The organism is Roseibium sp. AWQ4_290, assembly GCF_056160985.1.
This window is the reverse complement of sequence record NZ_JBSWYG010000004.1, coordinates 46765-70694: the sequence shown is the minus strand read 5'-3', so window position 1 is coordinate 70694 and position 23930 is coordinate 46765. Positions and strand designations below refer to the sequence as shown.

17 protein-coding genes are annotated in these 23930 nt (G+C 59.9%); 6 read left to right on the top strand and 11 right to left on the bottom strand.

The annotated features are described in order from the left end of the window. Positions 1-32: 32 nt before the first annotated feature. From ACXAH0_RS05405 to ACXAH0_RS05380, 6 genes are all read right to left on the bottom strand, one after another. Entirely contained in the window at positions 33-887 is an 855-nt protein-coding gene (locus tag ACXAH0_RS05405) for an ABC transporter ATP-binding protein (RefSeq protein ID WP_475189588.1), read from the bottom strand. 233 nt (positions 888-1120) lie between these two features. Beyond that, on the bottom strand, positions 1121-2452 hold the full coding sequence (locus ACXAH0_RS05400; RefSeq protein WP_475173439.1) for an ABC transporter substrate-binding protein: 1332 nt from the start codon (positions 2450-2452) through the stop codon (positions 1121-1123). A gap of 107 nt (positions 2453-2559) precedes the next feature. After that, entirely contained in the window at positions 2560-3636 is a 1077-nt protein-coding gene (locus ACXAH0_RS05395; protein ID WP_475173437.1) for a branched-chain amino acid ABC transporter permease, read from the bottom strand. Between the two features lie 20 nt (positions 3637-3656). After that, complete coding sequence (locus ACXAH0_RS05390; RefSeq protein WP_475173434.1) at positions 3657-4610, bottom strand: branched-chain amino acid ABC transporter permease; 954 nt, start codon at positions 4608-4610, stop codon at positions 3657-3659. Positions 4611-4623: 13 nt separating this feature from the next. Then, a complete protein-coding gene (locus tag ACXAH0_RS05385; protein ID WP_475189586.1) occupies positions 4624-5451 on the bottom strand; it encodes an ABC transporter ATP-binding protein in 828 nt (275 codons plus the stop codon). Further along, positions 5448-7433: an AMP-dependent synthetase/ligase gene (locus ACXAH0_RS05380; RefSeq protein ID WP_475189585.1), complete on the bottom strand. Its 1986-nt coding sequence runs from the start codon at positions 7431-7433 to the stop codon at positions 5448-5450. The genes ACXAH0_RS05385 and ACXAH0_RS05380 overlap by 4 nt, the downstream gene beginning before the upstream one ends. 642 nt (positions 7434-8075) lie before the next feature. On the opposite strand from ACXAH0_RS05380, the gene mbfA reads away from it, so the two are divergent. Beyond that, positions 8076-9059: an iron exporter MbfA gene (mbfA, locus tag ACXAH0_RS05375; RefSeq protein WP_475173846.1), complete on the top strand. Its 984-nt coding sequence runs from the start codon at positions 8076-8078 to the stop codon at positions 9057-9059. Positions 9060-9239: 180 nt separating this feature from the next. On the opposite strand, the gene ACXAH0_RS05370 is transcribed toward mbfA, so the two are convergent. Then, positions 9240-10271, bottom strand: a complete 1032-nt coding sequence (locus tag ACXAH0_RS05370) for a LacI family DNA-binding transcriptional regulator (RefSeq protein WP_475184312.1) — start codon at positions 10269-10271, stop codon at positions 9240-9242. A gap of 174 nt (positions 10272-10445) precedes the next feature. Between ACXAH0_RS05370 and ACXAH0_RS05365 the strand changes: the two genes are divergently transcribed. Beyond that, complete coding sequence (locus tag ACXAH0_RS05365) at positions 10446-12422, top strand: PAS-domain containing protein (protein WP_475189581.1); 1977 nt, start codon at positions 10446-10448, stop codon at positions 12420-12422. Between the two features lie 8 nt (positions 12423-12430). Then, positions 12431-13153: a response regulator transcription factor gene (locus ACXAH0_RS05360; RefSeq protein WP_475184306.1), complete on the top strand. Its 723-nt coding sequence runs from the start codon at positions 12431-12433 to the stop codon at positions 13151-13153. A gap of 117 nt (positions 13154-13270) precedes the next feature. Here ACXAH0_RS05360 and ACXAH0_RS05355 read toward each other — a convergent pair whose 3' ends face one another. The 3 genes from ACXAH0_RS05355 to ACXAH0_RS05345 all read right to left on the bottom strand — a co-directional run bounded on the left by ACXAH0_RS05355 (position 13271) and on the right by ACXAH0_RS05345 (position 18170). Further along, entirely contained in the window at positions 13271-15937 is a 2667-nt protein-coding gene (locus ACXAH0_RS05355) for a TRAP transporter large permease (RefSeq protein WP_475189579.1), read from the bottom strand. Positions 15938-15958: 21 nt separating this feature from the next. Beyond that, the gene (locus ACXAH0_RS05350; RefSeq protein ID WP_475184300.1) at positions 15959-16993 is read right to left on the bottom strand and encodes a TRAP transporter small permease subunit; all 1035 of its coding nucleotides are present in this window, start codon (positions 16991-16993) and stop codon (positions 15959-15961) included. A 76-nt stretch (positions 16994-17069) separates the two neighbouring features. Further along, positions 17070-18170 (bottom strand): TRAP transporter substrate-binding protein, encoded by a 1101-nt coding sequence (locus ACXAH0_RS05345; protein WP_475184298.1) that lies wholly within the window; start codon positions 18168-18170, stop codon positions 17070-17072. A gap of 192 nt (positions 18171-18362) precedes the next feature. Between ACXAH0_RS05345 and ACXAH0_RS05340 the strand changes: the two genes are divergently transcribed. Together ACXAH0_RS05340 and ACXAH0_RS05335 are read left to right on the top strand one after the other, a co-directional pair. Further along, positions 18363-19724 carry a cache domain-containing protein gene (locus ACXAH0_RS05340; protein ID WP_475184297.1) on the top strand — a complete coding sequence of 454 codons (1362 nt, stop codon included), beginning with the start codon at positions 18363-18365 and terminating at the stop codon, positions 19722-19724. 7 nt (positions 19725-19731) lie between these two features. Further along, positions 19732-20400, top strand: a complete 669-nt coding sequence (locus tag ACXAH0_RS05335) for a response regulator (RefSeq protein ID WP_475184294.1) — start codon at positions 19732-19734, stop codon at positions 20398-20400. Between the two features lie 28 nt (positions 20401-20428). Here ACXAH0_RS05335 and ACXAH0_RS05330 read toward each other — a convergent pair whose 3' ends face one another. After that, entirely contained in the window at positions 20429-22576 is a 2148-nt protein-coding gene (locus tag ACXAH0_RS05330; protein ID WP_475184291.1) for a HoxN/HupN/NixA family nickel/cobalt transporter, read from the bottom strand. A gap of 251 nt (positions 22577-22827) precedes the next feature. Here ACXAH0_RS05330 and ACXAH0_RS05325 point away from each other — a divergent pair, with 251 nt between their 5' ends. Continuing rightward, positions 22828-23904, top strand: a complete 1077-nt coding sequence (locus tag ACXAH0_RS05325) for a Glu/Leu/Phe/Val dehydrogenase dimerization domain-containing protein (RefSeq protein WP_475189768.1) — start codon at positions 22828-22830, stop codon at positions 23902-23904. The last annotated feature ends 26 nt before the right edge of the window (positions 23905-23930 follow it).

Here is a 23930-nt window from a genome sequence, read left to right as displayed (position 1 = left end):
TCTACTCCGCGTGTTCGGCCCCGGGTGCCCGGTCAGGCCAGCCAGCGTTTCCTTCGCTTGTAATGTTTGACATTCCGGAACGACCGGCGGCCTTCGCCGCCAACGCCCAGATAAAATTCCTTCACATCCTCGTTCTCGCGCAACGCCTTGGCGTCCCCATCCAGGACGATCCGGCCCGATTCAAGGATGTAGCCATAAGTGGCGTATTTCAGCGCCACATTGGTGTTCTGTTCCGCCAGCAGAAAGGACACGCCTTCCTTTTCGTTCAGCTGCCGGACGATCTCGAAAATTTCTTCGACCAGCTGGGGCGCCAGACCCATGCTGGGCTCATCCAGGAGGATCATTTTCGGCCGGCTCATCAGGGCCCGGCCAATGGCGCACATCTGCTGTTCACCACCGGATGTGTAGCCCGCCTGGCTTTGCCGACGTTCGCGCAGGCGCGGGAAATAGTCATAGACCATCTCAAGATCGGCCTTCACCGCCCCATGGCCATCCTTGCGGGTATAAGCACCGGTCAGAAGATTCTCTTCAATAGACAGATGGCCGAAACAATGGCGGCCTTCCATCACCTGAATGCAGCCGCGCCGCACCAGTTCATTGGGGGACAGGGCCTGAACCTCGTCTCTGTCGAACAGAATTGTGCCCTTGGTCACCTCCCCGCGCTCAGCGCTCAGAAGATTGGAGACCGCCTTCAAGGTCGTGGTCTTGCCCGCGCCATTGGCCCCCAACAGCGCAACAATGCCGCCTTTCGGCACGGTCAGGGACACCCCTTTCAACACCAGGATAACGTGGTCGTAGATCACTTCGATATTGTTGACCGAAAGGATCGTCTCCGCAGCCTCCGCCGAGGTCTTCGAACCGGTCTGATCTTCGTCCAGCAGTGCCATTCCATCCTCGCAAGGTTCCACACGCCCCAAAGCTGCAAAAGGGGCTGCAAAGGGCGTCAAGCGCCTCTCCAGTCCGGAGAGGGACGTCCCGGGTCCGGATGGGGGCAGACGGACCGGGCCTGCCGCTCCTTCCGTCCCCATCCCGGCACTTCCGCGTCCAGGCGGAGAGCCTTCAAGTTCCTGCCCTGCCGAACCTGTTGCAATCGGCCGGTCCGGCAAGGCAGGTCCGCCCATCAGTTCGGGCAGGGTTCCGTGCGCTCCGGCCAGGGCGCATTCTTTTCCGCGTATTCGGCTGCGGCCTTTTCCAGAAGCGGGCGCACCAGATCGGTCATCGGCTCGATCCAGCCGGAGGCCTGGCGCCATTTTTTGCCGTCCCACTCCTGAATGAACACCGGATGGCTGCCCGCATGGTCTTCACAAGTCACTTTCATGGGATGGGCAAAACCGGACAGGCCCAGCTCCTTCAGACGGGCTTCGTCCAAATTGAGCGCTTCCAGGCCCATGCGCATGTCTTCACCGGTGATGACTTTCTTGCCGGTGAGCTGCTGCGCACTGCGGATGCCTTCGGCAATGATGACCGAATTCAGGACACCCCGGTTGTAGAGCGTGCCACCGATGGTCTCCGCATCCGTGGAGCTCAGCCCCGCATCAACGACATATTTCCTGATGTCGTCCAGCGCCGGGAAGTCGCCGCCCACGCCGGAGAAGTTCATGGCCTTGTAGCCTTTTGCCCCGGCCCCGCCGGCGGCGGCATCATCGTCACCGGCCGACCACCAGACCCCAATGAACTTGTCCATCGGGTAGCGGATTTTCACCGCTTCCTTGATTGCCGTCGGGTTCATGGCGCCCCATCCCCACATGACCATGTAGTCGGGGCGGTCCCGGCGCACATTCAGCCACTGGGACGACTGGTTCTGCATTTCCTTCACACCAACCGGATATTGCAGCAATTCAAAGCCGTATTTCTCCGACAGCTGTTCCAGAAGCGGGATCGGCTCGCGGCCATATCCGGCATCCAAGAAGATATAGCCGATCTTCTTGCCTTTCAGATTCTCAAGACCGCCTTCCTGCTCGCCAATATATTTGATGGCCACCGAGGCACCGTCCCAATAGGTGTCCGGCACATTGAACACCCAGGGGAAGGTGGAGCCCACCGCCGCCGCCGACAGGCCATAGCCCATGGACAGGACCGGGATCTTGTCGACCCCTGCCTTGGGGATCAGCTGCAGGGTAATACCGGTGGAATAGGGGTTATAGACCAGCGCGCCTTTGCCCTTGGTGGCCTCGTAGCACTCAACTCCCTTTTGGGCGTTGTAGCCAGTCTCGCATTCTTCCAGCGCCAGCTTGACGCCGCCAATGCCGCCATCGCGCTCGTTCAGCATTTTCAAATAGTCATGCATGCCGTTGGCAATGTGAATACCGGACGCGGCGAACGGGCCGGTGCGGTAGGTCAGCAGCGGTACATAATTGGTGTCTTCCGCATAGGCAGCCGGTGTGGCAAGGCCGGACAAGGCGACCCCGCAGACTACCGCCGTTCCCAGCGCAAGTTGCTTGATGCTTTTCATATTTCACCTCCCATGCGGTCCCGGACCACCCGGCACCGCCAGACCAGTTGCGCCATTCCTCCCCGGACCGGTCCAAGCCCGGATGGCGTTGCGAAGGGCCTGTCCCGTCAATACGGGAAGGGCCAGACCCGCAGTTTCTGCTTTGCGATCTGCCAGAGCCGGGCAAATCCGTGGGGCTCGACGATCAGGAAAAAGATGATCAAGGCTCCGACAATCATGAAGGTGACATGCTCGACCGTTTCGGCCGCCACGTCGATGCCCATCATGCCGGGAACAAATTTGAGAAAGACCGGCAGGATCCAGATGAAAGCGGCTCCCATGAAGGCCCCGCCAAGACTGCCCAGCCCGCCCAGGATCACCATGAACAGGATTTGAAAGGACAGGGAAATCGAATAGGAAGACGGCTCGGCCGCGTTCAGCCAGAAGAACACCATCATCGCGCCTGCAACACCGCAGATGTATGAGGACACCGCAAACGCCATCAGCTTTGTCTGGAGCGGACGGATGCCCATCAGCTCGGCGGCGATGTCCATGTCGCGGATCATCATCCAGGAACGGCCGATACGCCCGCGCAGCACATTTGCCATCAGATAGGCAATCAGTGCGGTGATGCTGAGCACAATGAAATAGCGCACGATCGGTGTGGCCTCGGCGCCCGAGACCACCAGGCCGAAGGCTTCGCGGTGAGGCACTTCAATCGCGCCCGACGCATTGTCATTGTAGAGCCAGGAAATGCGGATAAAGCACCATTCCAGAAAGAACTGCGCCGCCAGCGTGGTCACGGCCAGATAGAGCCCCTTGATGCGCAGGCTCGGAAGTCCGAAGATCGCGCCAATGGCTGCTGAAAACACCCCGGACAACAACACCATCACGATGACATTGGCCTCGGGAAAGATCGTGGTCAGCTTGTAGGCAGCGTAGGCCCCCACACCCATGAACGCGCCCGTTCCGAGAGACAGCTGACCGCAGAACCCCGTGAGCACATTGAGGCCGATGGCCGCCAGCGAAAACACCAGGAACGGGATCATGATCGAGGTGAGGAAAAAGTCATTGGCAAAGAAGGGGATAACCACAAAGGCAAGGAGCAGGATCACCGTCAGGCCGATCCGGTCCTGCAGGATCGGCAGCAGGGCCTGATCCGCCTTGTAGCTTGTCTTGAATTGGCCAGCTTCGCGATAAAACATGAGGTCTTGTCTCTTGTCCGTTAGATGCGCTCGATGATGCGTTCGCCGAAGAGGCCTTGCGGGCGGAACAGGAGGAACACCAGGGCAATGATATAGGCGAGCCAGGATTCAATGCCGCCGCCCACCAGACCACCCCAATAGAGTTCGCCGATCTTTTCGCCGAAGCCGATGATCAGACCGCCGACAATGGCACCGGGTATGGAGGTAAAGCCTCCGAGGATCAGAACTGGCAGCGCCTTGAAAGCAACAATCTCCAGCGCGAAGGACACATCCGAGCGCGCGCCCCACATGATCCCTGTGGCCAGAGCCACCAGCCCGGCGGCAAACCATACGATTGCCCAGATCTGATTCAGCGAGATCCCGACGGAGAGCGCGGCCTGGTGGTCATCCGCCACCGCCCGCAGCGCCCGGCCGATGCGGGTCTTGTTAAAGAAGATGCCGAGCGCGGCCACCATGAGAACAGCAATCACCGCAGCGGCGATATCGATATGCTGCAGGATGATCAGGCCGCCATCGCCGAATTCGAACGCTGTCGACCCGGTGGGCAGGCCCAACTCCTCGGTGATCATCTGTTTCGGCTCGCCGCCAAAGACAAATTCGCCGAAACCGATCAGGAAATAGGTCAGGCCGATGGTCGCCATCAGCAGAATGATGTCCGGCTGGTTCACCAGCGGCCGCATGACAACCCGCTCCACCCCATAGGCCAGAACGCCCATGGCGACGATTGTCAGCGCCAGCGCCAGATAGGCCGGAACACCGTTTTCATGGAGGCCCACCAGCGTCAGACCGGCAAACACCACCATGATGCCCTGGGCGAAGTTGAACACGCCCGAGGCCTTGAAGATCAGCACGAAGCCGAGCGCGATCAGGGCATACAGAATTCCCGCGACGAAGCCTTCCCACAGGACCTGCAGAAAGAAGTCCGGCATCTGGTACATCTGAACGAAGGGATCGATGAAAATGTCGTAAAGCATGGTCCTGTCCCCTCTAGTGACTGACGCCGAGATAGGCATCGATCACGTTCTGATTGGCCTGTACTTCTTCCGGCGGGCCATCTGCGATCTTCTTGCCGTAATCGAGAACAACCACCCGGTCGGACAGGTCCATCACAACCCCCATGTCATGTTCGATCAGGGCAATGGTTGTCCCGAATTCCTGGTTCACATCGAGAATGAACCGGCTCATGTCTTCTTTTTCTTCCAGGTTCATGCCGGCCATCGGCTCGTCCAGCAAAAGAAGATCCGGCTCCATGGCCAGGGCCCGGCCCAGCTCCACCCGCTTCTGCAAGCCATAGGGCAGACGGCCCACCGGCGTCTTGCGGATCGCCTGAATCTCCAGGAAATCGATAATGTCCTCCACCTTGCGGCGGTGCTCGATTTCCTCCTGCTCCGCGGGCCCGTGCCAGATCAGCTGCCAGAAGAAATTGCGGTGCATCTTCAAGGACCGGCCGGACATGATGTTGTCCAGCGTGGTCATGCCCTTGAACAGCGCCACATTCTGAAAGGTGCGGGCAATGCCCTGGCTCGCCGCCTCATAGGGTTTCATCTTGCGCCGCTGCTGGCCGTGCCAGGTGATCGTGCCTTCCTGCGGGTGGTAGAACCCGTTGATGACATTCAGCATGGAGGTCTTGCCGGCACCGTTGGGTCCGATGATTGCGCGGATTTCCCCTTTCAGGATGTTGAAGGAAATGTTGGTGATCGCTTTCACCCCGCCAAAGGAGAGCGACACATTGTCGACCCGCAGCAATTCCTCCCCGGAGGCCGATGCAGCGGCCCCGGCGGGGGCAATCGCCTTGTCGGTTACAAAGGCATTCATTCGGCGGCCTCCTGAAATCCGGTGCCGGGCGCATGCGGGGTCATGTCCCGGATCTCGACCGTTGCCTCAATGGCCCCCTTGCGGCCATCTTCAAAGGTTACTTCCGTGCGCACATGTTTTGAGGACGAGCCGTCATAGAGCGCCTCGATCAGGGGCGCATAGCGGTCGGCGATGAAGGACCGGCGCACTTTCTGGGTGCGGGTCAGTTCGCCATCATCTGCATCAAGTTCCTTGTGCAGGATCAGGAACCGCCGGATCTGCGCCCCGGCCATCATCGGCTCATTGGCAAGATCCCGGTTCACCTGATCCACATGGCTTTCCACCATGCCGTAAACATCCGGATGGGCGGCCAGCTCCTGATAGGAAGCGTAGTTGACATTGTTGCGCTCCGCCCAGGAGCCGACGGCCGTCAGATCGATATTGAGAAAGACGGAGACCCTGTCCCGCTCATGGCCGAAAGCAACCGCCTCCTTGATATTGGGGAAGAACTTCAACTTGTTCTCGATGTATTTGGGGGCAAACAGGGCACCATCGGTGAGCTTGCCCACATCTTTGGCCCGGTCGATGATCTTCAGATGGCCGTTCTCGGCGATGATCCCGGCATCCCCCGTATGCACCCAGCCATCGGCCGTCTTGGTTTGGGCAGTGGCCTCGTCATTTTTGAAATAGCCCACAAAGACCCCCGGCGAGCGGTAGAGCACCTCGCCGCTTTCGGCAATTTTCAGCTCCACATCCGGGGCCGGTTTGCCGACCGTATCGCCATAGATCTCACCGTCCGGCTGGAGGGTGATATAGACGCTTGCTTCTGTCTGGCCGTAAAGCTGTTTCAGGTTGAGGCCAAGCGAGCGGTAAAAACGGAAGATCTCCGGCCCGATGGCTTCGCCTGCCGTGTAGCCGACCTTCATACGGGTCAGGCCCATGCGGTTTTTCAGCGGACCATAAACCATCAGCTCGCCAAGCCGGTAGCGCATCCGGTCGCCAAAGGCGACCTCCTCACCGTTCAGGATCTTCTCGCCGACCTTGCGGGCAACTCCCATGAAATAGTCGAACATGGCCCGTTTGGTTGTGCCCGCATCTTCCATACGCACCATGATCTGGGTGAGCATGCTTTCAAACACCCGGGGCGGGGCGAAGAAGTAGCTCGGCGCGATCTCCCGCCGGTCTACATCGATTGTATCCAGGCTTTCCGGACAATTGACGCAATAGCCGGCTGTGAAGGCCTGGGCGAGCGAGAACACGTGATCGCCGATCCAGGCCATGGGCAGATAGGCAAGCACCTCCTCGGTCTCGTTGAGGTGATCGAACTTGTTGGCGTTGCGCGCGGACACCGCCAGATTGTCGAAGGAGAGCATCACCCCCTTGGGACGCCCGGTGGTGCCGGACGTATAGAGCATGACGGCAATGTCCTTGCCCGCGGCCTCGGCAAATCCTGCTTCCCAGCGAGCGGCCAGGGCGCCATCGGCCGCAAGCAGCTCCCGGCCCTTGTCCTGAACCGCATCATAGGGGTGCAGGCGGCTGTGGTCATAGTCGCGCAGACCGCGCTGCTCATCATAGATGATGTGTTTCAGCCCCGGCACCTCTTCAGTCATGGACAGAAGCTTGTCGACCTGCTCCTGGTCTTCCACAACGGCGAAGGCAACCTCGGCATGGCCCAGCACGTAGGCCATTTCCTCGGCGACGGAATCCGCATAGACCGGCACCGGAATGGCCCCGAGCGCCTGGGCCGCCACCATAGCCCAGTATAGCCGCGGCCGGTTGGCCCCGACAATTGCCACCTTGTCTCCGGGCGCCAGCCCGAGGGTTTCAAGTCCGATTGAAAATGCGCGGATTTCTTCACACACCTCGGACCAGGTCCAGCTTTGCCAGATCCCGAAATCCTTTTCCCGGAACGCGGTCCGGTCTCCGAAAACCGCCGCGTTGCGCAGCAGAATTTTCGGAAAGGTGTCCTCCCCGCGCGCAGACGCGCTGGCCAACCCTACCATGCTTCGTTTCTTCCCTCCGGAGACTGTTCCAGGGGCCGTTCAGCCCGGCCGGACAGTGTCCTGTTTTGAGTTGCCCGCCGCTTCTTGTGACGAAGCTGGCCGGCCATCAAAGCGCCCCGTTTTCGAGGTCATTCTTTCAAGGAGCATGAAACAATCTAAAGCTGCAGGCTTCAACCTCTAAATGGTCAGCTGCAGACAGGAAGCCGGTCCACACTCCTCACCACCAGACGCTAGAGCAGCGGATTTGCAGCATTATGTGCCAATCCTATCGAATTGTTACAAATGCGCTGCGGGTGCGAAATCAAGACCCGAGACTGCAAGCTGCCTCCTCGGCTCTTTTGGGTATCAGGCCGCAGGTTTTCAGGCTCGGGCGCCCTCTGCTACCAAGCGCAATTGATGATTTGGCCGTCTGTAAGCAGCTGCTTGTGGACAGCAACCGCTCCAGGAATGAGGTTGCGGCAGGCTGTCGCGAGACATTTTGCCAGGGCTCAATTCAGTGAGCCTGCGGTATTGTTTGCAGCACTTGTTGTGCACTGCCCTTCGAAAGGCCAGGCTGTCTCTCAATGCCTCTGGCCCGCCTGGACCATTTGAAACTGAATTCATGCGTGGCAGAAGCCACCTGCCGCAGCTTGAGCTCAAAGGATTTTTATTGTGCGCTTTTCGCTGAACCGCCGCCGTTTCCGGGATTTAACCGAGCAGGAAATACTGGCTCTTGCAATTTCTTCAGAAGAGGACGACGCCCGGATCTATCGTCTTTATGCGAACCATTTGCGATCGCTTTATCCTGACAGCGCTCAGCTGTTTGACGGTATGGCCAACGAGGAAGACGGCCACCGGCAACGGCTGATCGACCTGCACCGCGCCCGGTTCGGTGACGTTATTCCGCTGATCCGCCGCGAGCATGTGGCCGGATATTATGCACGCAGGCCTGTCTGGCTGATGCAGAATCTGGGGGTTGAGCGCATTCGCGAAGAAGCGGACGCGATGGAACGGGAGGCCGAAACATTCTACCGCAAAGCCCTGGAACGCACATCGGATGCAGCGACCCGCAAACTGCTCGGCGATCTTGCCGCCGCAGAATCTGAGCATCGCGATTGGGCAGAAAGCCTTGCCAGAACCCATCTTGATGACGGACACAGAGACCGGGAGAACGAACACGCCCGCAGACAGTTTCTGCTCACTTGGGTACAGCCGGGCCTTGCCGGTCTGATGGATGGATCGGTGTCCACGCTAGCTCCGATCTTCGCAGCAGCCTTCGCGACCCAGGACACCACAACCACCTTTCTCGTTGGATTGGCGGCCTCGGTTGGTGCAGGAATTTCCATGGGTTTCACCGAAGCAGCATCTGATGATGGAGAACTGTCCGGCCGTGGGTCTCCACTCAAACGCGGTATCGCCTCCGGGATCATGACGACTGTCGGCGGCCTTGGCCACGCATTGCCCTACCTGGTTCCTCATTTCTGGACAGCCACGGCGATCGCGTTTGCGGTTGTCTTCCTGGAACTCTGGGCCATCGCCTGGATCCAAAACCGGTTCATGGACACGCCCTTCCTCAGGGCCGCGTTCCAGGTTGTTCTGGGCGGGTCGCTTGTCTTTGCCGCCGGTGTCCTGATTGGCAGTGGCTGAGGCCATCCTTTCCAACTGGCGGTCCCGACCCGACTTGAAGACGGTCACATCCGTCTTGTCCTTCAGGCGGTACAGCATCGCCGGACGATGCGCGCCCTCGGCGCGCTTGGCCCCGGTTTCCACCACGCTAGAATATCGTGCGAAAAGTCTGCGCCAACGGATGACATTCGGCGCCTCGTCTCACCCCTGCAGCGGCGCCGTGCTCTTGCGCGCCACCAGCCAGGGTTCCAGCTGAACTTTTTCAGCTTCCGGCGGGGCGCCGTTCAGGAGGCTGATCAGCAGATGGGCCGCCTGTTCGCCGACCGCCCGGCGGGGTTGGTGGATGGTGGTCAGCGGCGGCACAAAATGGGCGGCAATGTCGATATCGTCATAGCCGGCCACCGAACAATCCTCCGGCACCCGCACGCCCGCCTCAACCAGTGTGGAGATAAAGCCGAAGGCAGACCGGTCGCTGCCGCAGAACACCGCTGTCGGCCGGTCAGGCAACTCCAGCCAGGCGGCCGCCGCACGCGCACCGGTCGCAAGGCCATAATCGCCTTCGAACATCCAGGCAGCGCCCCCATCCTGCCCGGCCGCATTCAGCCTCTGGCGAAAGCCGTCCAGCCGGTCCCGGCCCGGCTTGTGGGTCAAAAGCCCGCTCACATGGCCGATTTTCCGATGGCCGAGCTCCAGAAGGTGAGACACGGCCAGATCTGCCCCCAGCCGGTTATCGATCACCGCAATCGGCACGTCCGGGTCATCACTCCATTCCCCGCAGGCCACGATGGGCGGCAGTTTCGGGCTTGTTGCACGGATGCCCGCAACCGAGAACTGCCCGTCCATGATGACGATGCCGTCGCAATTGTTGGTGCTGAAATAATCGTTGATCCGGGCCTGGGACATGGCGGGCTTGCGGGTATCGGCAATCAGCACCTTCAAATGGCTGTCGGCGCAAACGGTCTCGATCCCCTGCAGGATGTTGGAAAAATGGGAATTGCCGATATCCGGCACCAGGGCCACGACCGTGCCGGTGGCCCGCCGGCGCAGATTGCGCGCCGCGTGATTGAGCACATACCCGGTCTGCACGACCGCTCGTTCGACCTTGTCCCGGGTTTTTGGCGACACCTGTTCCGGCGCGGACAAGGTCCGGCTGACGGTCGCCGTTGACACCTCGGCGGCACGGGCCACGTCGTGAATGGTGGGAGATGCTGATGGAAGACCCGGTTTCGGCATGCTTTTGTCTGACTTTTGTTTGACTTTCGGTTTTACACGTCAAAGCCACGGGCTCAAAGCCCCTTCACACCCCGGCCCGCCCGGGCGGCCCTTGCACGTTGTGCCTCCCCCCTTACCGGTTTGGCTTATGCCGGAACGGTTCTGTCCGAGCCTCTTTTGATCTACTCTCCTTTTATGGAGGAAGCACATCATCTCAAGGCCCAGCTCGACCTGATGCAGGCCGCGCTGGATCATATCAACCAGGGTTTCACGGTGTTTGACCGGGATCTCAGGCTGGTCGCCTGGAACCGTGGCCTGAATGAAATGCTCGACATGCCAGCGGATATTATCCAGCGCGGTGCCCATCTGGAACAGTTCATCCGGGTGAATGCGGAACGGGGGGAATACGGCACCGGCGATATTGAAGGCAAGATCGCCCGGCGAATCGAACGGGCCAAGCGGTTCGAGCCCCATTATTTCGAACGGGTCCGGCCCAATGGCCAGATCATTGCCGTTTCCGGAACCCCTCTGCCCCAGGGTGGGTTTGTCACCATCTATTCCGACGTTACCGAAGAACGGCGCAAACAGGAAAGCCTGGAAAAGACGGTTGAAGAGCGCACCCGTGCCCTGCGCCAGAGCGAAGACTGGCTGCGGCTGGTCACCGACAATATTCCGGCTCTCATCGCCTATCTTTCCCCCGGCCCGGTGTTCCGCTTTGCCAACCGGCGCTATGCGGACTGGTTCGGCCAGTCGGTTGCCTCCATTGCCGGGCGTCCGGCGCCCGAGGTGATCGGATCCGAACTTTTTGAAGAGATCCGGCCCCATATCGAACACGCCTTTGACGGCAATGCGGTCAGCTATGAATATCAGCGCGACCGGCCTGACGGGTCCAAAGCCTATATGCGCTCCACCCTGATCCCGGACATGACCGTGGATGGCCGGACCCTCGGGATCTTTGTGCTCTCCCTGGACGCGACCGGACAGAAACAGGCGGAGGAAACGCTGGTCCAATCCCAGCGCATGGATGCGGTCGGCAAGCTGACGGGCGGGCTCGCCCATGATTTCAACAACCTTCTGGCCATCCTGATGGGCAATCTTCTGACCCTCAGCCGCATGGAAGCGCCTCTGCAAAAAGACGCCCTGGACCAGAAACTCACACCCATGCTGGAAGCGGCCAAACGGGGCACAGATCTGATCCAGCGTCTACTGGCCTTCAGCCGGGGCAAGGCAGTGGATCCGCAAACGGTTGCCCTGGCCCAGCCGCTCAGCAATGCCGGCCATCTTCTTGACGGCAGCCTGCCCGCGTCCATCACCCTGGTCACGGAGGTTTCAGACACGGGCATCGGGGCCAGGATCGATCCGACCCAAATGGAAACCGCGCTGATCAATCTGGCCTTCAATGCCCGCGACGCCATGCCGGAGGGCGGCACCCTGTCCCTCACCCTGGACGGCACACAGCTGGACCGGCGCGAAGCCGATGAGCTGGGCGTGCCGTCCGGCCGCTATGGGCGCATCACCGTGACCGATACAGGCCTGGGCATGGATGAGGACACGCGGCTGAAGATTTTTGAACCGTTCTTCACCACCAAGGCCTTCGGCACCGGCAGCGGCCTTGGCCTCTCCATGGTCTACGGCTTCATCCGCCAGTCCGGCGGCGCCATTGCCGTCGACAGCCAGCCCGGCAAGGGCACGACGCTGACCCTCTATCTGCCATTCCATCCCGCCCCCGACACGTGCGGTGAACCGCACTCGTCTGCGGCAGACCCGCCACATCTGCCCGGACAAGGCGACCTGCTGCTGCTGGTGGAGGATGACCCGGACGTGGCCACAACGGTGAGCGAACAGCTGCAACGGCTCGGCTTTGCGGTGCTGCGGGCCGAAGGCACGGAGGATGCGCGGCAGCTGGCAATTGACCTGCCCGATCTGAAGGGGGTTGTCAGTGACATCATCATGCCCGGACAGGCCAACGGATTGACCCTGGCTAGAGAGATCCGCCAGCACCGGCCCGACCTCGGCATTGCGCTGATGAGCGGATATGCGGACTGGTCGGAGCTGACCGGCCAGGATACGGCCTGTGAATTTCCGGTCTTGGCGAAACCTTTCGCAGATGATCAACTGGCCGCCACCCTGCAAAAGATTCTCTTCCGCCCGTCAGCTTCCAACCCCATATGAGACCGACCTTGCAGACACGTGCCGCGCCGCAGACAGCTCTGACCGTCTTCATCGTCGATGACGAGCCGGATATCGGCCAGTTGCTCCAGGACGCCATGGACCAGTTCGGCATGCGCGGGGTGGTTCATACGACTGCCACCGCCCTTTTGGCCGCCCTGGATGTGGACACACCCGACGCCTGCATTGTCGATCTCGGCCTGCCCGATATGGAAGGCATGGCCTTGATCAACGAAATCCGGCGCAAGTCTTCGGTTCCAATTCTTGTCCTGTCCGCACGCGGCCACGCCACAGACAGGGTCATGGGCCTTGAACTCGGCGCGGATGACTACGTGGTCAAACCCTTCGACCCACGGGAAGTGGTCGCCCGTATCCGCTCCATCCTGCGCCGGTCTGCAGAGCCACAATCGCCCACGTCTCCCGAGCAAGCCTGTTTTGAGGGATGGGTCTACCAGCCGGCCAGCCACAGCCTGATTTCTCCGGAAGGGCAAGAAACCTTCCTGTCCACCGGTGAGGCAACGCTGCTGGAAGCGCTCTTGCGGGCACCTAAACGGGTGCTTTCGCGGGACTATCTGCTGGAGCATGGCGGCCGGGATGAAAGCCTCGACCGGTCGATTGACGTGCGCATCTCACGCCTGCGCAAGAAACTTAACCGCAAGAATGAGCCCGCCCATATCCGGACCATCTACGGCTCCGGCTATATGTTTGCGACCGGCGTGACCTGGAAAAGCTGAGTTCGGGCAGCGAAAGAGAAATCCGCCCCAGAGCATCGGACGATAAGTTTGCAAGACGCTCTAATGGTGTCCCGCAAGGACAGACGCCAACCAGCGTCGGTCCTTGCGGGAACAGTTTCAGAAGCTCAGGGAAATATCCCTGTGATAGGACAGACACCCGGCCACATCGAGAGCCATTCCGGTCGGCAGGCGCGGCTGCTGTCTGAGGCCGATATTGGCGGCAACCGCCACATCATATGTCTGCAGCACCGGAAGCAGTTCTTGCGCGCCCTTCTGACGCCAGGCCAGATCGGCCTGAAGCGCAGCAATCGACTTGTCGATTTCCGCGACCGCCTTCGCCGCATCCGGTTGGCGGCTGCGCATAATTTTGCGCGCTTCCGTCAGCCCCTTGCGAATGTCGCTGGTGCCCTCGGCTTCCCCAACCTTGGAGCGCATGGCGGCAATCGCGTCAACAGCGGCTTCCGGCTCCAGACCCGGGATCTGCTCCTTGAGGGCCTCCAGCTCCGGCCCGAACGCGGCAACCTTATCCGCATCGCCCAGAACCGCCTTCAGCTCCAGCACCGGCTCATAGGCCTGATCCACCGTGCGGCGGTAGGACCGGCGGGCATTTGTCTCCTGCTTCTGGATTTCAGCGAAGGTGCCATAGACCTCATCCCAGTCATCCGGGATCTCGGCCAGGATCGCGTCATGTTGTTCCTTCAGCTGATCAATGGTGGCCTGGGCGCGGGCGCCCTGTTCCGCCGTATAGACCCGATTGTCACCGGACCGGTCGACAATAACCTGAAGGTCAGCAATCCGCTCGTCCACCCTGCGGGCGTCCCGCTCCAGGGCGCGCACCTTGATGTGCACCGGCCGGTAGTCACCGGAAACGGCCGCCACATCGCCTTCCGCATCATGGATGGACTGCATGAGCGGCAGGGCCTCACGGGCTTTTTCAAAGCCTTCTGTCAGGTTCTTCTGCAGTTTTTCCGGCAGGTAGCTGATATCCGCCCCGGCTGCCGTGTCGATGGCCTCCAGAATGCTGGTGCCATTTTGCTGGAAGTCCTCATAGACGAGCTGTTCCATGCAATATTGCAGACGCGGGTTTTTCGGGGGTGGTGCCGTCTCCGACAACAGGGTTGAGCGGTTGGGCAGATAGTTCACCAGCTGCGGATAGAACCCGACAATGCCGAGCGCCACCAGCTGCAGGGCAATAAAGGCAATCACGCCTTTGTACATGTCGATGGTCTTGACCACCGCAGGGGCCACCCCGCGCAGATAAAAGAGCGCAAAGCCAAAGGGTGGTGTGAGGAACGAGGTTTGAATGTTCAGACCGATCATCACCCCCAGCCACACGGCGGTGACGTTGGCAGACGGGTCTGCCAACAGGATCGGCGCCACGATGGGCACGACCACCACGGCAATTTCGATGAAGTCGAGAAAAAAGCCGAGCACGAAGATCACCAGCATGACGATCAGGAACTGGGCCCAGAACCCACCCGGCAGGCCTTGCAGGAAGTTCTTGACCAGTTCTTCGCCGCCAAAGGCCCGGAAGGCCGAGGTGAGCATCGCCGCCCCGAGCAGGATGATAAAAACCAGCGACGTTGTTTTCGCCGTTTCGATCATCACACCGCGCAGCGTGTCTTCCAGTTTAAGCGTGCGCCAGCCGGACCAGAAGATCGCGATCAGCAGCAGGGAGACCGCAATCACGGCCAGTACCAGACCAAGCACGTCCTGGCTGGTGTTGATCAGCTTGATGTTCACTGCACCGATGAAGCTGACGACAACCGCAATGGTGAGCAGGCCGACAATGGCGATGATCGCCGGGCTGTAGGCTCCGCGCTCGCCGTCCCGCAGTCGGTAACCGGCCATGATCATGGCGCCTACAGCACCAATGGCGCCCGCCTGGTTCACCGTTGCTACACCTGCAATGATCGAACCCAAAACCAGGAAGATCAGAGCCAGCGGCGGCACCAGGGTAAGCACAACCTTGCCTGCGAACTGACGGGTAAACGTGCCTTCCTCATGAACGGCCGGAGCCGCTTTCGGGTTCATCAGGGCGAAGCCGAGAATGAAAAGCATATAGAGTCCGACCAGAACCAGGCCCGGCAGGAAGGCGCCCAGAAACATTTCGCCGGCACTGGTTGAAACGACCGCATAGTCCGATGGCATGGACAATTCGCCGGTGCTCGCCTTGTAAAGCGTCTGGCGCAGGGACCCGGCCTGATCAACCGCGCTGGCCAGCTGGTCCGCCAGAATGATGAGCACGATCGACGGGGGAATGATCTGCCCCAGCGTACCGGAGGCCGCAATCGTGCCCGTGGCCAGCGGCACGGAATAATTGTTACGCAGCATGGCCGGCAGGGAGATCAGGCCCATCGCCACAACGGTCGCCCCGACAATGCCGGTGGTGGCCGCCAGCAGCGCACCAACAAAGACAACGGAAATGCCGAGACCACCGGGCACGGGGCCGAACAGGCGGGCCATGGTGACCAGCAGGTCCTCAGCAATTTTCGAGCGCTGCAACATGATGCCCATGAAAACGAAGAGCGGAATGGCAATCAGCGTATCGCGCTCCGCCTCCCAGTAGATGCCGCGAAAATTGGTCACGCCCGCGCTCAGCCACTGTCCGGGGCCGCCATGGGAGAAGAAGGCATCCGGGTCTCCGGCAAACAGATAGCCCGACCCGGCTGCGATGCCGATGGTCAAGATGGCGGATCCTGGCAGCGCGAAGGCGACCGGGAAACCCGAGCCGAGCGCAAACGCCATCAGGAGAACAAGAAGAAGAAGGAAAAACAGTTCCATATCAGGAGATCTCGCCGGGCCTTAATTGACAGGATGGTTATCGTGGTCCCGCCCGCCCGGCTCGCCGCGGATATCGGCGACGGCGTCGAGGAAATAGGACACGAACTGAACCAGCATTGTGACGGCGAACACGCCCAGGAAGCCTGCCATGAGATATTTCACGTAGAGACCAAAACCGGCCTGCGTGACTTCATAGGTCAGGATCGGGCTGTTGATGATGTTCTGCTTGCCCCCCATGCCGATCACCAGAATGACCGTGCAAAGGGTCATGCCCAGAATAACGGACCCGATGGCATTCACATACCCTTTGGTCTTCGCCTTCATGCCCGCATAAAAGACGTCGACGCGCACATGCCCCTCTTCCTTGAGGGTGTAGGCGCTGGCGAACAGGAACAGGGCCGCATACCAGAAGCGCACAAGGTCCGCGAGGAACGCCTGTTCATAGGAAAAGACAAAGCGGCAGATCACGATCAGCAATTCGGCCACCACGACCAGCAGCGCCAGCCAGGGAAAACCGAGGGTGCGGCGGATCAGAAGCGCCAGGACGACAGAAAGGCCGATCAGCGGCATGTGCACATAGGCGCCGCGGAACCTGGACTTGCCCAGCTCATGGGCCAGTGTCTCTCCGGTGACGCCTGGCAGCAGATCTTCAACCCGCAGGAAAGAGATCACGGTGTCGGTAATGGCAACGATCACCACGGCGAAAAACGCCGCGCGGATCAGGAAGGCGTTGAGGGCGCTGATACGCTCGGCGTCTTCCCGCAATGTCTTGCCCCTGGTGAAGACATAGGTGATCGCCCAGAGCAGGAAGGCCGCATAAAGGCCCAGCTGCAGCCACGACCACAAGATCGGCATGGACCCGTTCGCCGGCTTGCCGAAGATCGGATTGATGCCGGGCAGGTTCTGCCAATACGTGAGATAATTATTCAGCAGGAACGCTGCCATGATCGCCAGAACGATCCAGCCAAAGAGGCGGAAGATGCGGGCACTGCCGGGAGTGTGATCGCCGGACTTCATGGCAGGCGAGCCGTCTTGAACCGTGTCCAAGGCCGTCATCGTGGCTTTGCCTTCTTGTTTTTTCTAAATGAAAGAGGGACGGGATCGCTCCCGTCCCTTCAGGAAATTTACCCGCTTAGGACGGAATGCCCAGCACGCGGTTCCGCTTGTTGGAGTAGGCAACATCAGAGATTGCCATCCAGCTGCCGATTTCCTGGCGCGCATTGATGACCGCTTCGAAGATCTTCTTGGACAGCGGGGAATGATCCATCGCTTCTTCCAGAACTTCCTGGGAAGCTTCACCGAATGCGTCATAGATTTCGTCGTTGAACTCGCGCAGTTCAACGCCGTGCTCATCGATCAGGCGTTTCAGGTAGACACCGTTATTGGCGTTGGTTTCAGCCATGGTGTTGGCGTTTTCCTCGGCACAGGCCGCCTTGATGATCTCCTGATCGATCTTGTCGAGACTGTCCCACCAAGCCTTGTTGGATCCAAGTGTCAGCATGGAACCTGGCTCATGCATACCCGGATAGTAATAGTACTTGGCCGCTTCATAAAACTTCATGAAGTAGTCATTGAACGGACCGACCCATTCGGTCGCATCGATCGCACCTGAAACGAGGTTCTCATAGATCTGGCCGCCCGGCAAAGACACAGGAGACGCGCCCAGCTTCGCCATCACGTCGCCCCCCTGACCTGGGATGCGCATCTTCAGACCTTTCAGGTCGTCGGCTGTTTCGATTTCCTTGTTGAACCAGCCGCCCATCTGGACGCCGGTGTTGCCCATGGCGATATTCTTCAAGCCGAATTCGCCTGCAAGTTCGTCCCAAAGCTGCTGCCCGCCGCCATATTTGATCCAGGCGTCCATCTCGGTCACGGTCAGGCCGAAGGGAATAGCCGTGAAAGCCGCCCAGCCAGGATGTTTGCCCTTCCAGTAATAATCAGCGGCAATATAGGCTTGCGCGTTGCCGGAGGCGACTTCATCGAAGGAGTCAAACGCACCGACGCGCTCGCCAGCAGCAAAATACTGTACGTTTAGGCGGCCCTCGGTCAGTTGGGAAATACGTGCCGCCAGACGCTGTGCGGGAATACCGAGACCCGGGAAATCCCGCGGCCACGTGGACACGATCACCATGTCCTTGACACCCTGAGCGATTGCCGGCGCTGCAAGCGCTGAACCGGCTGCAACACCACCAGCGCCAATACCAGCCTTTTTGATAAACGAACGACGATCCATTAGTTACCTCCCTAATTGGACCAGTTAATTCAGGACCGGAATACACCCTTGCACCGATCTCGCCGTATGTCTAGTTGACTGAACTAAAGGAAGGCTATTCGTGGTTCTGCGCATACTCTCCGTAGTACTACTGAGATCCACGCAATAGCACGCAAACAACGCAACCCCTTGCGCAATATGAGGGCATCTTTCGTGACGTTTAAGACAAAATTGCTGCTGATCACGATTGTGCCCCTGATCGCGGTGTCCTTCCTGATCGGCGGGGTGACCTACTTTCAATCACGCAAGCTCATCGATGCCGAAACCCGGTCGGTCGAGCAGCGCATTCTGACGGCAAAGCGCCAGGAAATCCGCAACTATGTCAGCCTGGCATTGACGTCCATCAAACAGACCTACGAAGATGAACCGAACGGACGGGCCGCAGCCCAGAAAGAGGTCAAGGAGATCCTCCATAACCTGACCTTCGACCATGACGGCTATTTTTTCGTCTACACGCTCGATGGCACCAACATCGTCCACCCAAAGCTGCCTTCTCTGGTCGGCAAGAACTGGTGGGATCTTCAGGATGACAATGGCGACTATGTCATCCGGAATCTGATTGCCGAAGCCAAGAACGGTGGTGGCTTCCATCAATATGTCTGGCACAAGCCTTCTGTCGGCTATGTGGCAGAGAAACTCGGCTATGCCATTCTTCTGGAAAAATGGGGCTGGATGCTGGGCACGGGCCTTTACACCGATGACATAGCCCGCGAGGTGGCCTCGATCCGGGCGGATATTGCCCAGAACATCCGCCAGACCCTGCTGGTCACCTTTCTGATCTCCCTTGCCGGAATTCTCACCTCCGGCGCCCTGATTGCCGGAGTGCGCTTTTCCGAACAACGCTTTGCCGACAGCAGACTAAAGGAACTGACCGGCCAGATCTTTCACGTGCAGGAACAGGAGCGCAAACGGGTTTCGACCGAGCTGCATGACAGTATCTCGCAGCTGCTCGTCTCCGTGCGCTATGGCGTGGAGATGATCCACAGCGAGGCCGACTGCGATCTCGGTCTGCGGGGTCATGCCGCCAAATGCCTCAAGACCCTCGACGGGGCCATTGCTGAAGTCAGACGGATCTCCCGGGATCTGAGGCCGAGCGTTCTGGACGATATGGGCCTTGCGGCCGCACTTGGAAACCTGGGCAACGAAATCGAAAGCAGGTCAGGCATTAATGTTGAGGTGAATGCGGACCAATGTCACAGCCGCTTGTCCGACGGAGCCAAGACGGCTCTTTACCGCGTGGTGCAGGAATGCATGACCAATGTGGCACGCCATTCCAAGGCGGACCAGGTTAACATCACTCTGAAAGTGCGGGGCCATACGCTCACACTGTGTGTGGAGGACAATGGCGTCGGCCTGCCCAACCCGCTGCCGAAAACCGGCGGCCTCGGCTTCCGCAACATGCGCGAGCGGATCGAATCCTATGACGGCAAGCTGATACTCAGCCGGCCCAGTGCCGGAGGAACCCGGATCAAGGTACAAATTCCGCTGGACAATGTGGCTGAAAAGGCAGCATGAAGCGGAGATGCCCCTGACGACGACCTCCTCACTAGAAGCTGGCAAACCGATCCGTATTCTTCTGGCCGACGACCACGAACTGGTCCGCGACGGCATCCGCGCCCGCCTTCAGAAAGTTCCCGATCTGGAAGTGGTCGGCGAAGCCACCAATGGCCGCGAGGCCGTGGCCATGACCAAGGCCTTGAAACCGGACATCCTTTTGATGGATGTATCCATGCCCGTCATGAACGGGCTGGAGGCGGCTTCCCAGGTGCGTAAGGCGCAACCGGATGTCGCCGTGCTGATCCTGTCCATCTATGACAGTCCGGAATATGTGCGCGGCGTCGTTCAGGCTGGCGCGCGCGGCTATATTTTGAAAGATATTTCTGCATCGGAAATGATCACGGCAATCACGAGCGTTGCCTCGGGCGGCTATTTCTTTTCCTCCGCCATCGGCCCGACACTTGTCGGGGCCAGCGCCTCGGCCCCGGTGGAAGACCCTTACGGGCTTACGGAGCGCGAGCGCCAGGTGCTGCGGGAAATTGCCAAGGGCCATCCTAACAAGGAAGTGGCTACAGCCCTCGGCATCAGCGTGCGCACGGTAGAATCGCACCGTCTCAACCTGCGCGAAAAAGTCGGCAGCAAGAACGCCGCCCAGCTCTACCGGGTGGCCCAGGAGCTGGGCCTGCTGGAATAGCCCCCCGGCACACCCTTTCGGCTGCAGGCTACCCCCAGCCAACCGTGGCAATCAGCAGCGTGATGCCGAGCAGGAACACGATGGCCCCCCCGACAATTTCGATCGCCCGGTGGACTTTGCCCGCCATGGGACTGCCTTCCCCGAAAAGGCGTACAGCCAGATCCTTGGCGCCAACGGCCAGTCCCGCCAGAGAAGACACGGTGATCCCCGTGCCGACAGCCATGGCCAGGGTGGCGACAATACCGGCGCCGATCAACCCCTGGGACAGGGCAAAGACCAGAACAACAAGCGCCCCGGTGCAGGGCCTGAGGCCGACGGCCAGAATAATCGACCCGGCCCGGGCCAGGGTGATCTTGCCCTGAACCATGTCCGGTGTTGGCGCGTGGGCATGCCCGCATGTTGAACAGACCCCATCGGCACCGATCTCATGATGGTGGTCATGCCCGTGAGAATGACCGTGCTGGTGCTGCCCGTGAGCGTGGGCATGGGCATGTGCATGGTGTCCGTGACCATGGCTGTGACCCGCTTCGTGATCATGTTCATGCCCGTGGTCATGCACATGGACCCCGGTCGGCGCGCCAGCCAAGGCCAACCCGTTCCCGCTCATGCGCGCAGCAAGTCCGGACAGGAGCGGGCGGAAAGCTTTCTGCCAGAGCAGCCATCCACCCAGCCAGATGATCAGAAGATAGGAGCCGACCTCGAACCACCAGGCGGTGTCCTGGATCGCAACGCTGGTCAGGTTGAAGACAATTGCCAGGCCGCCCACCAGAACAATGGCCGTCAGCGCCTGGGCAAAGGCAGAGGCGAAGGATAGGACGATCCCCTTGCGCAAGGTCTCGTTGTTGGCCACCACATAGGACGTGATCACCGCCTTGCCGTGGCCGGGTCCGGCGGCATGAAAAATGCCATAGAGAAAGGAGATGCCGATCAGCAGCCAGCCTGCATGCGGGTTGGTGCGGAAGGCCCGCAGGCTGGAGACCAGCTTGTGGTAAAACTCCTTCTGCTTGAGAGCGATCGTGCCGAAGATCCGGTCCAGAAGGCTGATATGCACATTTGCCGAAACGGCCGGATCAATCACGGCGACGGCCGTCGACGCGGCAACATCGCTGGCCCGGCGCGTTGCAGGCGCTGCCGGTTGTGATCCGGTGGCGCTTGCGGAGGTCCCGGCCTTGTCTGCCGCCTCAGCAGGAGCAGCCATTGGAGCTGCCCCTGAGCCCGCCTCTGCGGAAGGGAGCGAAGCCGCACCATCAGTGGTACCAGCCTCAGCTGCAGCGGTCATTGCGGACCCGGCCACATCGGCGCTTTCACTCGCGGACCCCGTTGTGCTCCTGACGGCAGACCCGGTTGCACCTGCAGCTGCTTCGGACGACGAGGCCGTGGAAGGGGCAGGCGCACAGTTGACGATCATCTGGTTGACCTGACTGTCAGCAGCCCATTGCAGCTCCGGCGGCAGGTCCCGCTGATCCGCCCCTATCTGGGCGAGCGCATACGCAGTCGCATCATCCAGGGGCGGCGGTGCCTTGCGTGTCACTTGACAGGGACCCGGCGCATTCACTGTCCCGACTGCGTCGGGCGTATCAGCGAAGCGGAAGTCGACAAAATAGGTCGGGTCGTAAATATCAAGGGTGATCGGGTGAGTGGCATCGGTCGGCTGTTTCAAAGGCAGAACGAAATGCAGCTCCAGAAGATCAACGGTCTGGGAAATGGTATCCCCATTCATCTCCTGACTTTCCTTCATAGCCGCGAAATCTTCCGGCTTCATGACCCAGTATTTATCCATCGGCACCGTCACCACTTCCATCCAGTAGCTGGTGGGCAGGGTGAAATCGAGTTCAACCTTGGTGTTGTCGCCGAAGGTGAAGAAGCCGTAATCGGCCATGCTCTCCACGTTGATCTTGGCCAGATCGTGCAGTTCTTCGCGGGAATAGACCCCATCCTGGTTCTTGTCGAACCCCTGCATGGCAAAGGCGCTGAACGCGTCGTCGAAACGGAATACATGCTCAACGGACACCGCTTCGCCCTTGTCGTCGAAAATCAGTTTCGACCGGGTTTCAACAAACACATGCGGGTGCGCGAAGGCGCTGGCAACAGACAGGAGCAGGAACGCCAGGCATGCGGTAAGTTGCCCTGCCAGCGAAGGAAGGGCCTGACGGGAAAGGGCGGGGGAACAACGCACCGGGTTCACCTATCTCATGGGATGTATCACGCCTAAATGGCATGCGCCGCTCTCTGTGACCACAGAAGACGGCAGGAAAATGGCTGCCAACCCTTCCGTACCGCAAAATTGAAAAGGAACAAAATATTCAACAGATAGCATAATTTGAAAATTTTCACCTCAGATTGATCTATATATCGGGATAAAGAAGACAATTTTATTGCCTGAAAGGCTAAAATATTCGCAGTCAAAAACAAATGGCAGAACCAGACATGAATGCCTTGCACACATCTGTTTATCCCAGCGCCGTCTTCGACCATCCGGAAATGAAAGGTCATGAGAACGTCGTCTTTGTGAACGACCGGGACAGTGGCCTGAGCGCGATCATCGCGGTTCACGACACCACGCTGGGTCCTGCTTTGGGCGGGTGCCGGGTCTGGCCGTATGAAAAACCGGCCGATGCGCTGACCGACGCCCTGCGCCTGTCCCGTGGCATGACCTACAAGAACGCCCTCGCCGGCCTTGGCCTTGGCGGCGGCAAGGCGGTCATCATCGCCTGCCCACGCAAGGACAAGACCCCGGCAATGATGGAAGCCTTCGGCCGCCATGTGGAGCGCCTTTCCGGCACCTATATAACTGCGGAAGATGTGGGTGTTTCCACCGGTGATATGGAAGCCGTGGCCAGCCAGACCGGGCACGTGCGCGGCACACAGGCTACCGGACTGGGCGATCCGTCTCCCTACACCGCCCTCGGCGTCTTTGAAGGGATCAAGGCCTGCGTCCGCCATGCCTTTGAAACCGGCAGCCTTGCTGGCAAGACGGTCTCTGTGCAGGGGCTTGGCCATGTGGGTTTTGACGTTGCCCGCCAGCTTCATGATGCCGGGGCGAAACTGATCGTGTCCGACATTCATGCCCCGGCGGTGCTCCGGGCGATTGAGGAATTCGGAGCAACCGCCGTCGATCCGGGCGAGGCTCACCGGGTGGAGGCCGATATCTTTGTACCCTGTGCCCTGGGAGCAGGCCTGAATGCCCGCACGATCCCGCAGATCAGCGCCCGTATTGTCGCAGGCGCCGCCAACAACCAGCTGCAAACGCCAGCGGACGGGATCGCTCTGAAACAGCGCGGCATCCTCTATGCGCCTGACTATGCGATCAATGCGGGCGGTGTCATTTCCATTGCCCTCGCCGAACCGGGCGGAGACGATCTGAAGGTGCGCGAGAAAACGCTCGCCATCGGCAACACCCTCGCCCGCATATTTGAACGCGCTGACCAGGAAAACACCACGCCGGAACGGGTAGCAGATACTCTGGCCGAAGAACGCCTGCAAGGTGCCCGGGCAACCAACTGAGCCGCAAGCTTTTGTGGCAAGAAGAG

What these genes read in the sequence shown, in the direction of transcription:
- ACXAH0_RS05405 (WP_475189588.1), bottom strand. Translation starts at nt 887, where the DNA reads ATGGCACTGCTGGACGAAGATCAGACCGGTTCGAAGACCTCGGCGGAG.
- ACXAH0_RS05400 (WP_475173439.1), bottom strand. Translation starts at nt 2,452, where the DNA reads ATGAAAAGCATCAAGCAACTTGCGCTGGGAACGGCGGTAGTCTGCGGG.
- ACXAH0_RS05395 (WP_475173437.1), bottom strand. Translation starts at nt 3,636, where the DNA reads ATGTTTTATCGCGAAGCTGGCCAATTCAAGACAAGCTACAAGGCGGAT.
- ACXAH0_RS05390 (WP_475173434.1), bottom strand. Translation starts at nt 4,610, where the DNA reads ATGCTTTACGACATTTTCATCGATCCCTTCGTTCAGATGTACCAGATG.
- ACXAH0_RS05385 (WP_475189586.1), bottom strand. Translation starts at nt 5,451, where the DNA reads ATGAATGCCTTTGTAACCGACAAGGCGATTGCCCCCGCCGGGGCCGCT.
- ACXAH0_RS05380 (WP_475189585.1), bottom strand. Translation starts at nt 7,433, where the DNA reads ATGGTAGGGTTGGCCAGCGCGTCTGCGCGCGGGGAGGACACCTTTCCG.
- ACXAH0_RS05370 (WP_475184312.1), bottom strand. Translation starts at nt 10,271, where the DNA reads ATGCCGAAACCGGGTCTTCCATCAGCATCTCCCACCATTCACGACGTG.
- ACXAH0_RS05365 (WP_475189581.1), top strand. Translation starts at nt 10,446, where the DNA reads ATGGAGGAAGCACATCATCTCAAGGCCCAGCTCGACCTGATGCAGGCC.
- ACXAH0_RS05355 (WP_475189579.1), bottom strand. Translation starts at nt 15,937, where the DNA reads ATGGAACTGTTTTTCCTTCTTCTTCTTGTTCTCCTGATGGCGTTTGCG.
- ACXAH0_RS05350 (WP_475184300.1), bottom strand. Translation starts at nt 16,993, where the DNA reads ATGACGGCCTTGGACACGGTTCAAGACGGCTCGCCTGCCATGAAGTCC.
- ACXAH0_RS05345 (WP_475184298.1), bottom strand. Translation starts at nt 18,170, where the DNA reads ATGGATCGTCGTTCGTTTATCAAAAAGGCTGGTATTGGCGCTGGTGGT.
- ACXAH0_RS05335 (WP_475184294.1), top strand. Translation starts at nt 19,732, where the DNA reads ATGCCCCTGACGACGACCTCCTCACTAGAAGCTGGCAAACCGATCCGT.
- ACXAH0_RS05325 (WP_475189768.1), top strand. Translation starts at nt 22,828, where the DNA reads ATGAATGCCTTGCACACATCTGTTTATCCCAGCGCCGTCTTCGACCAT.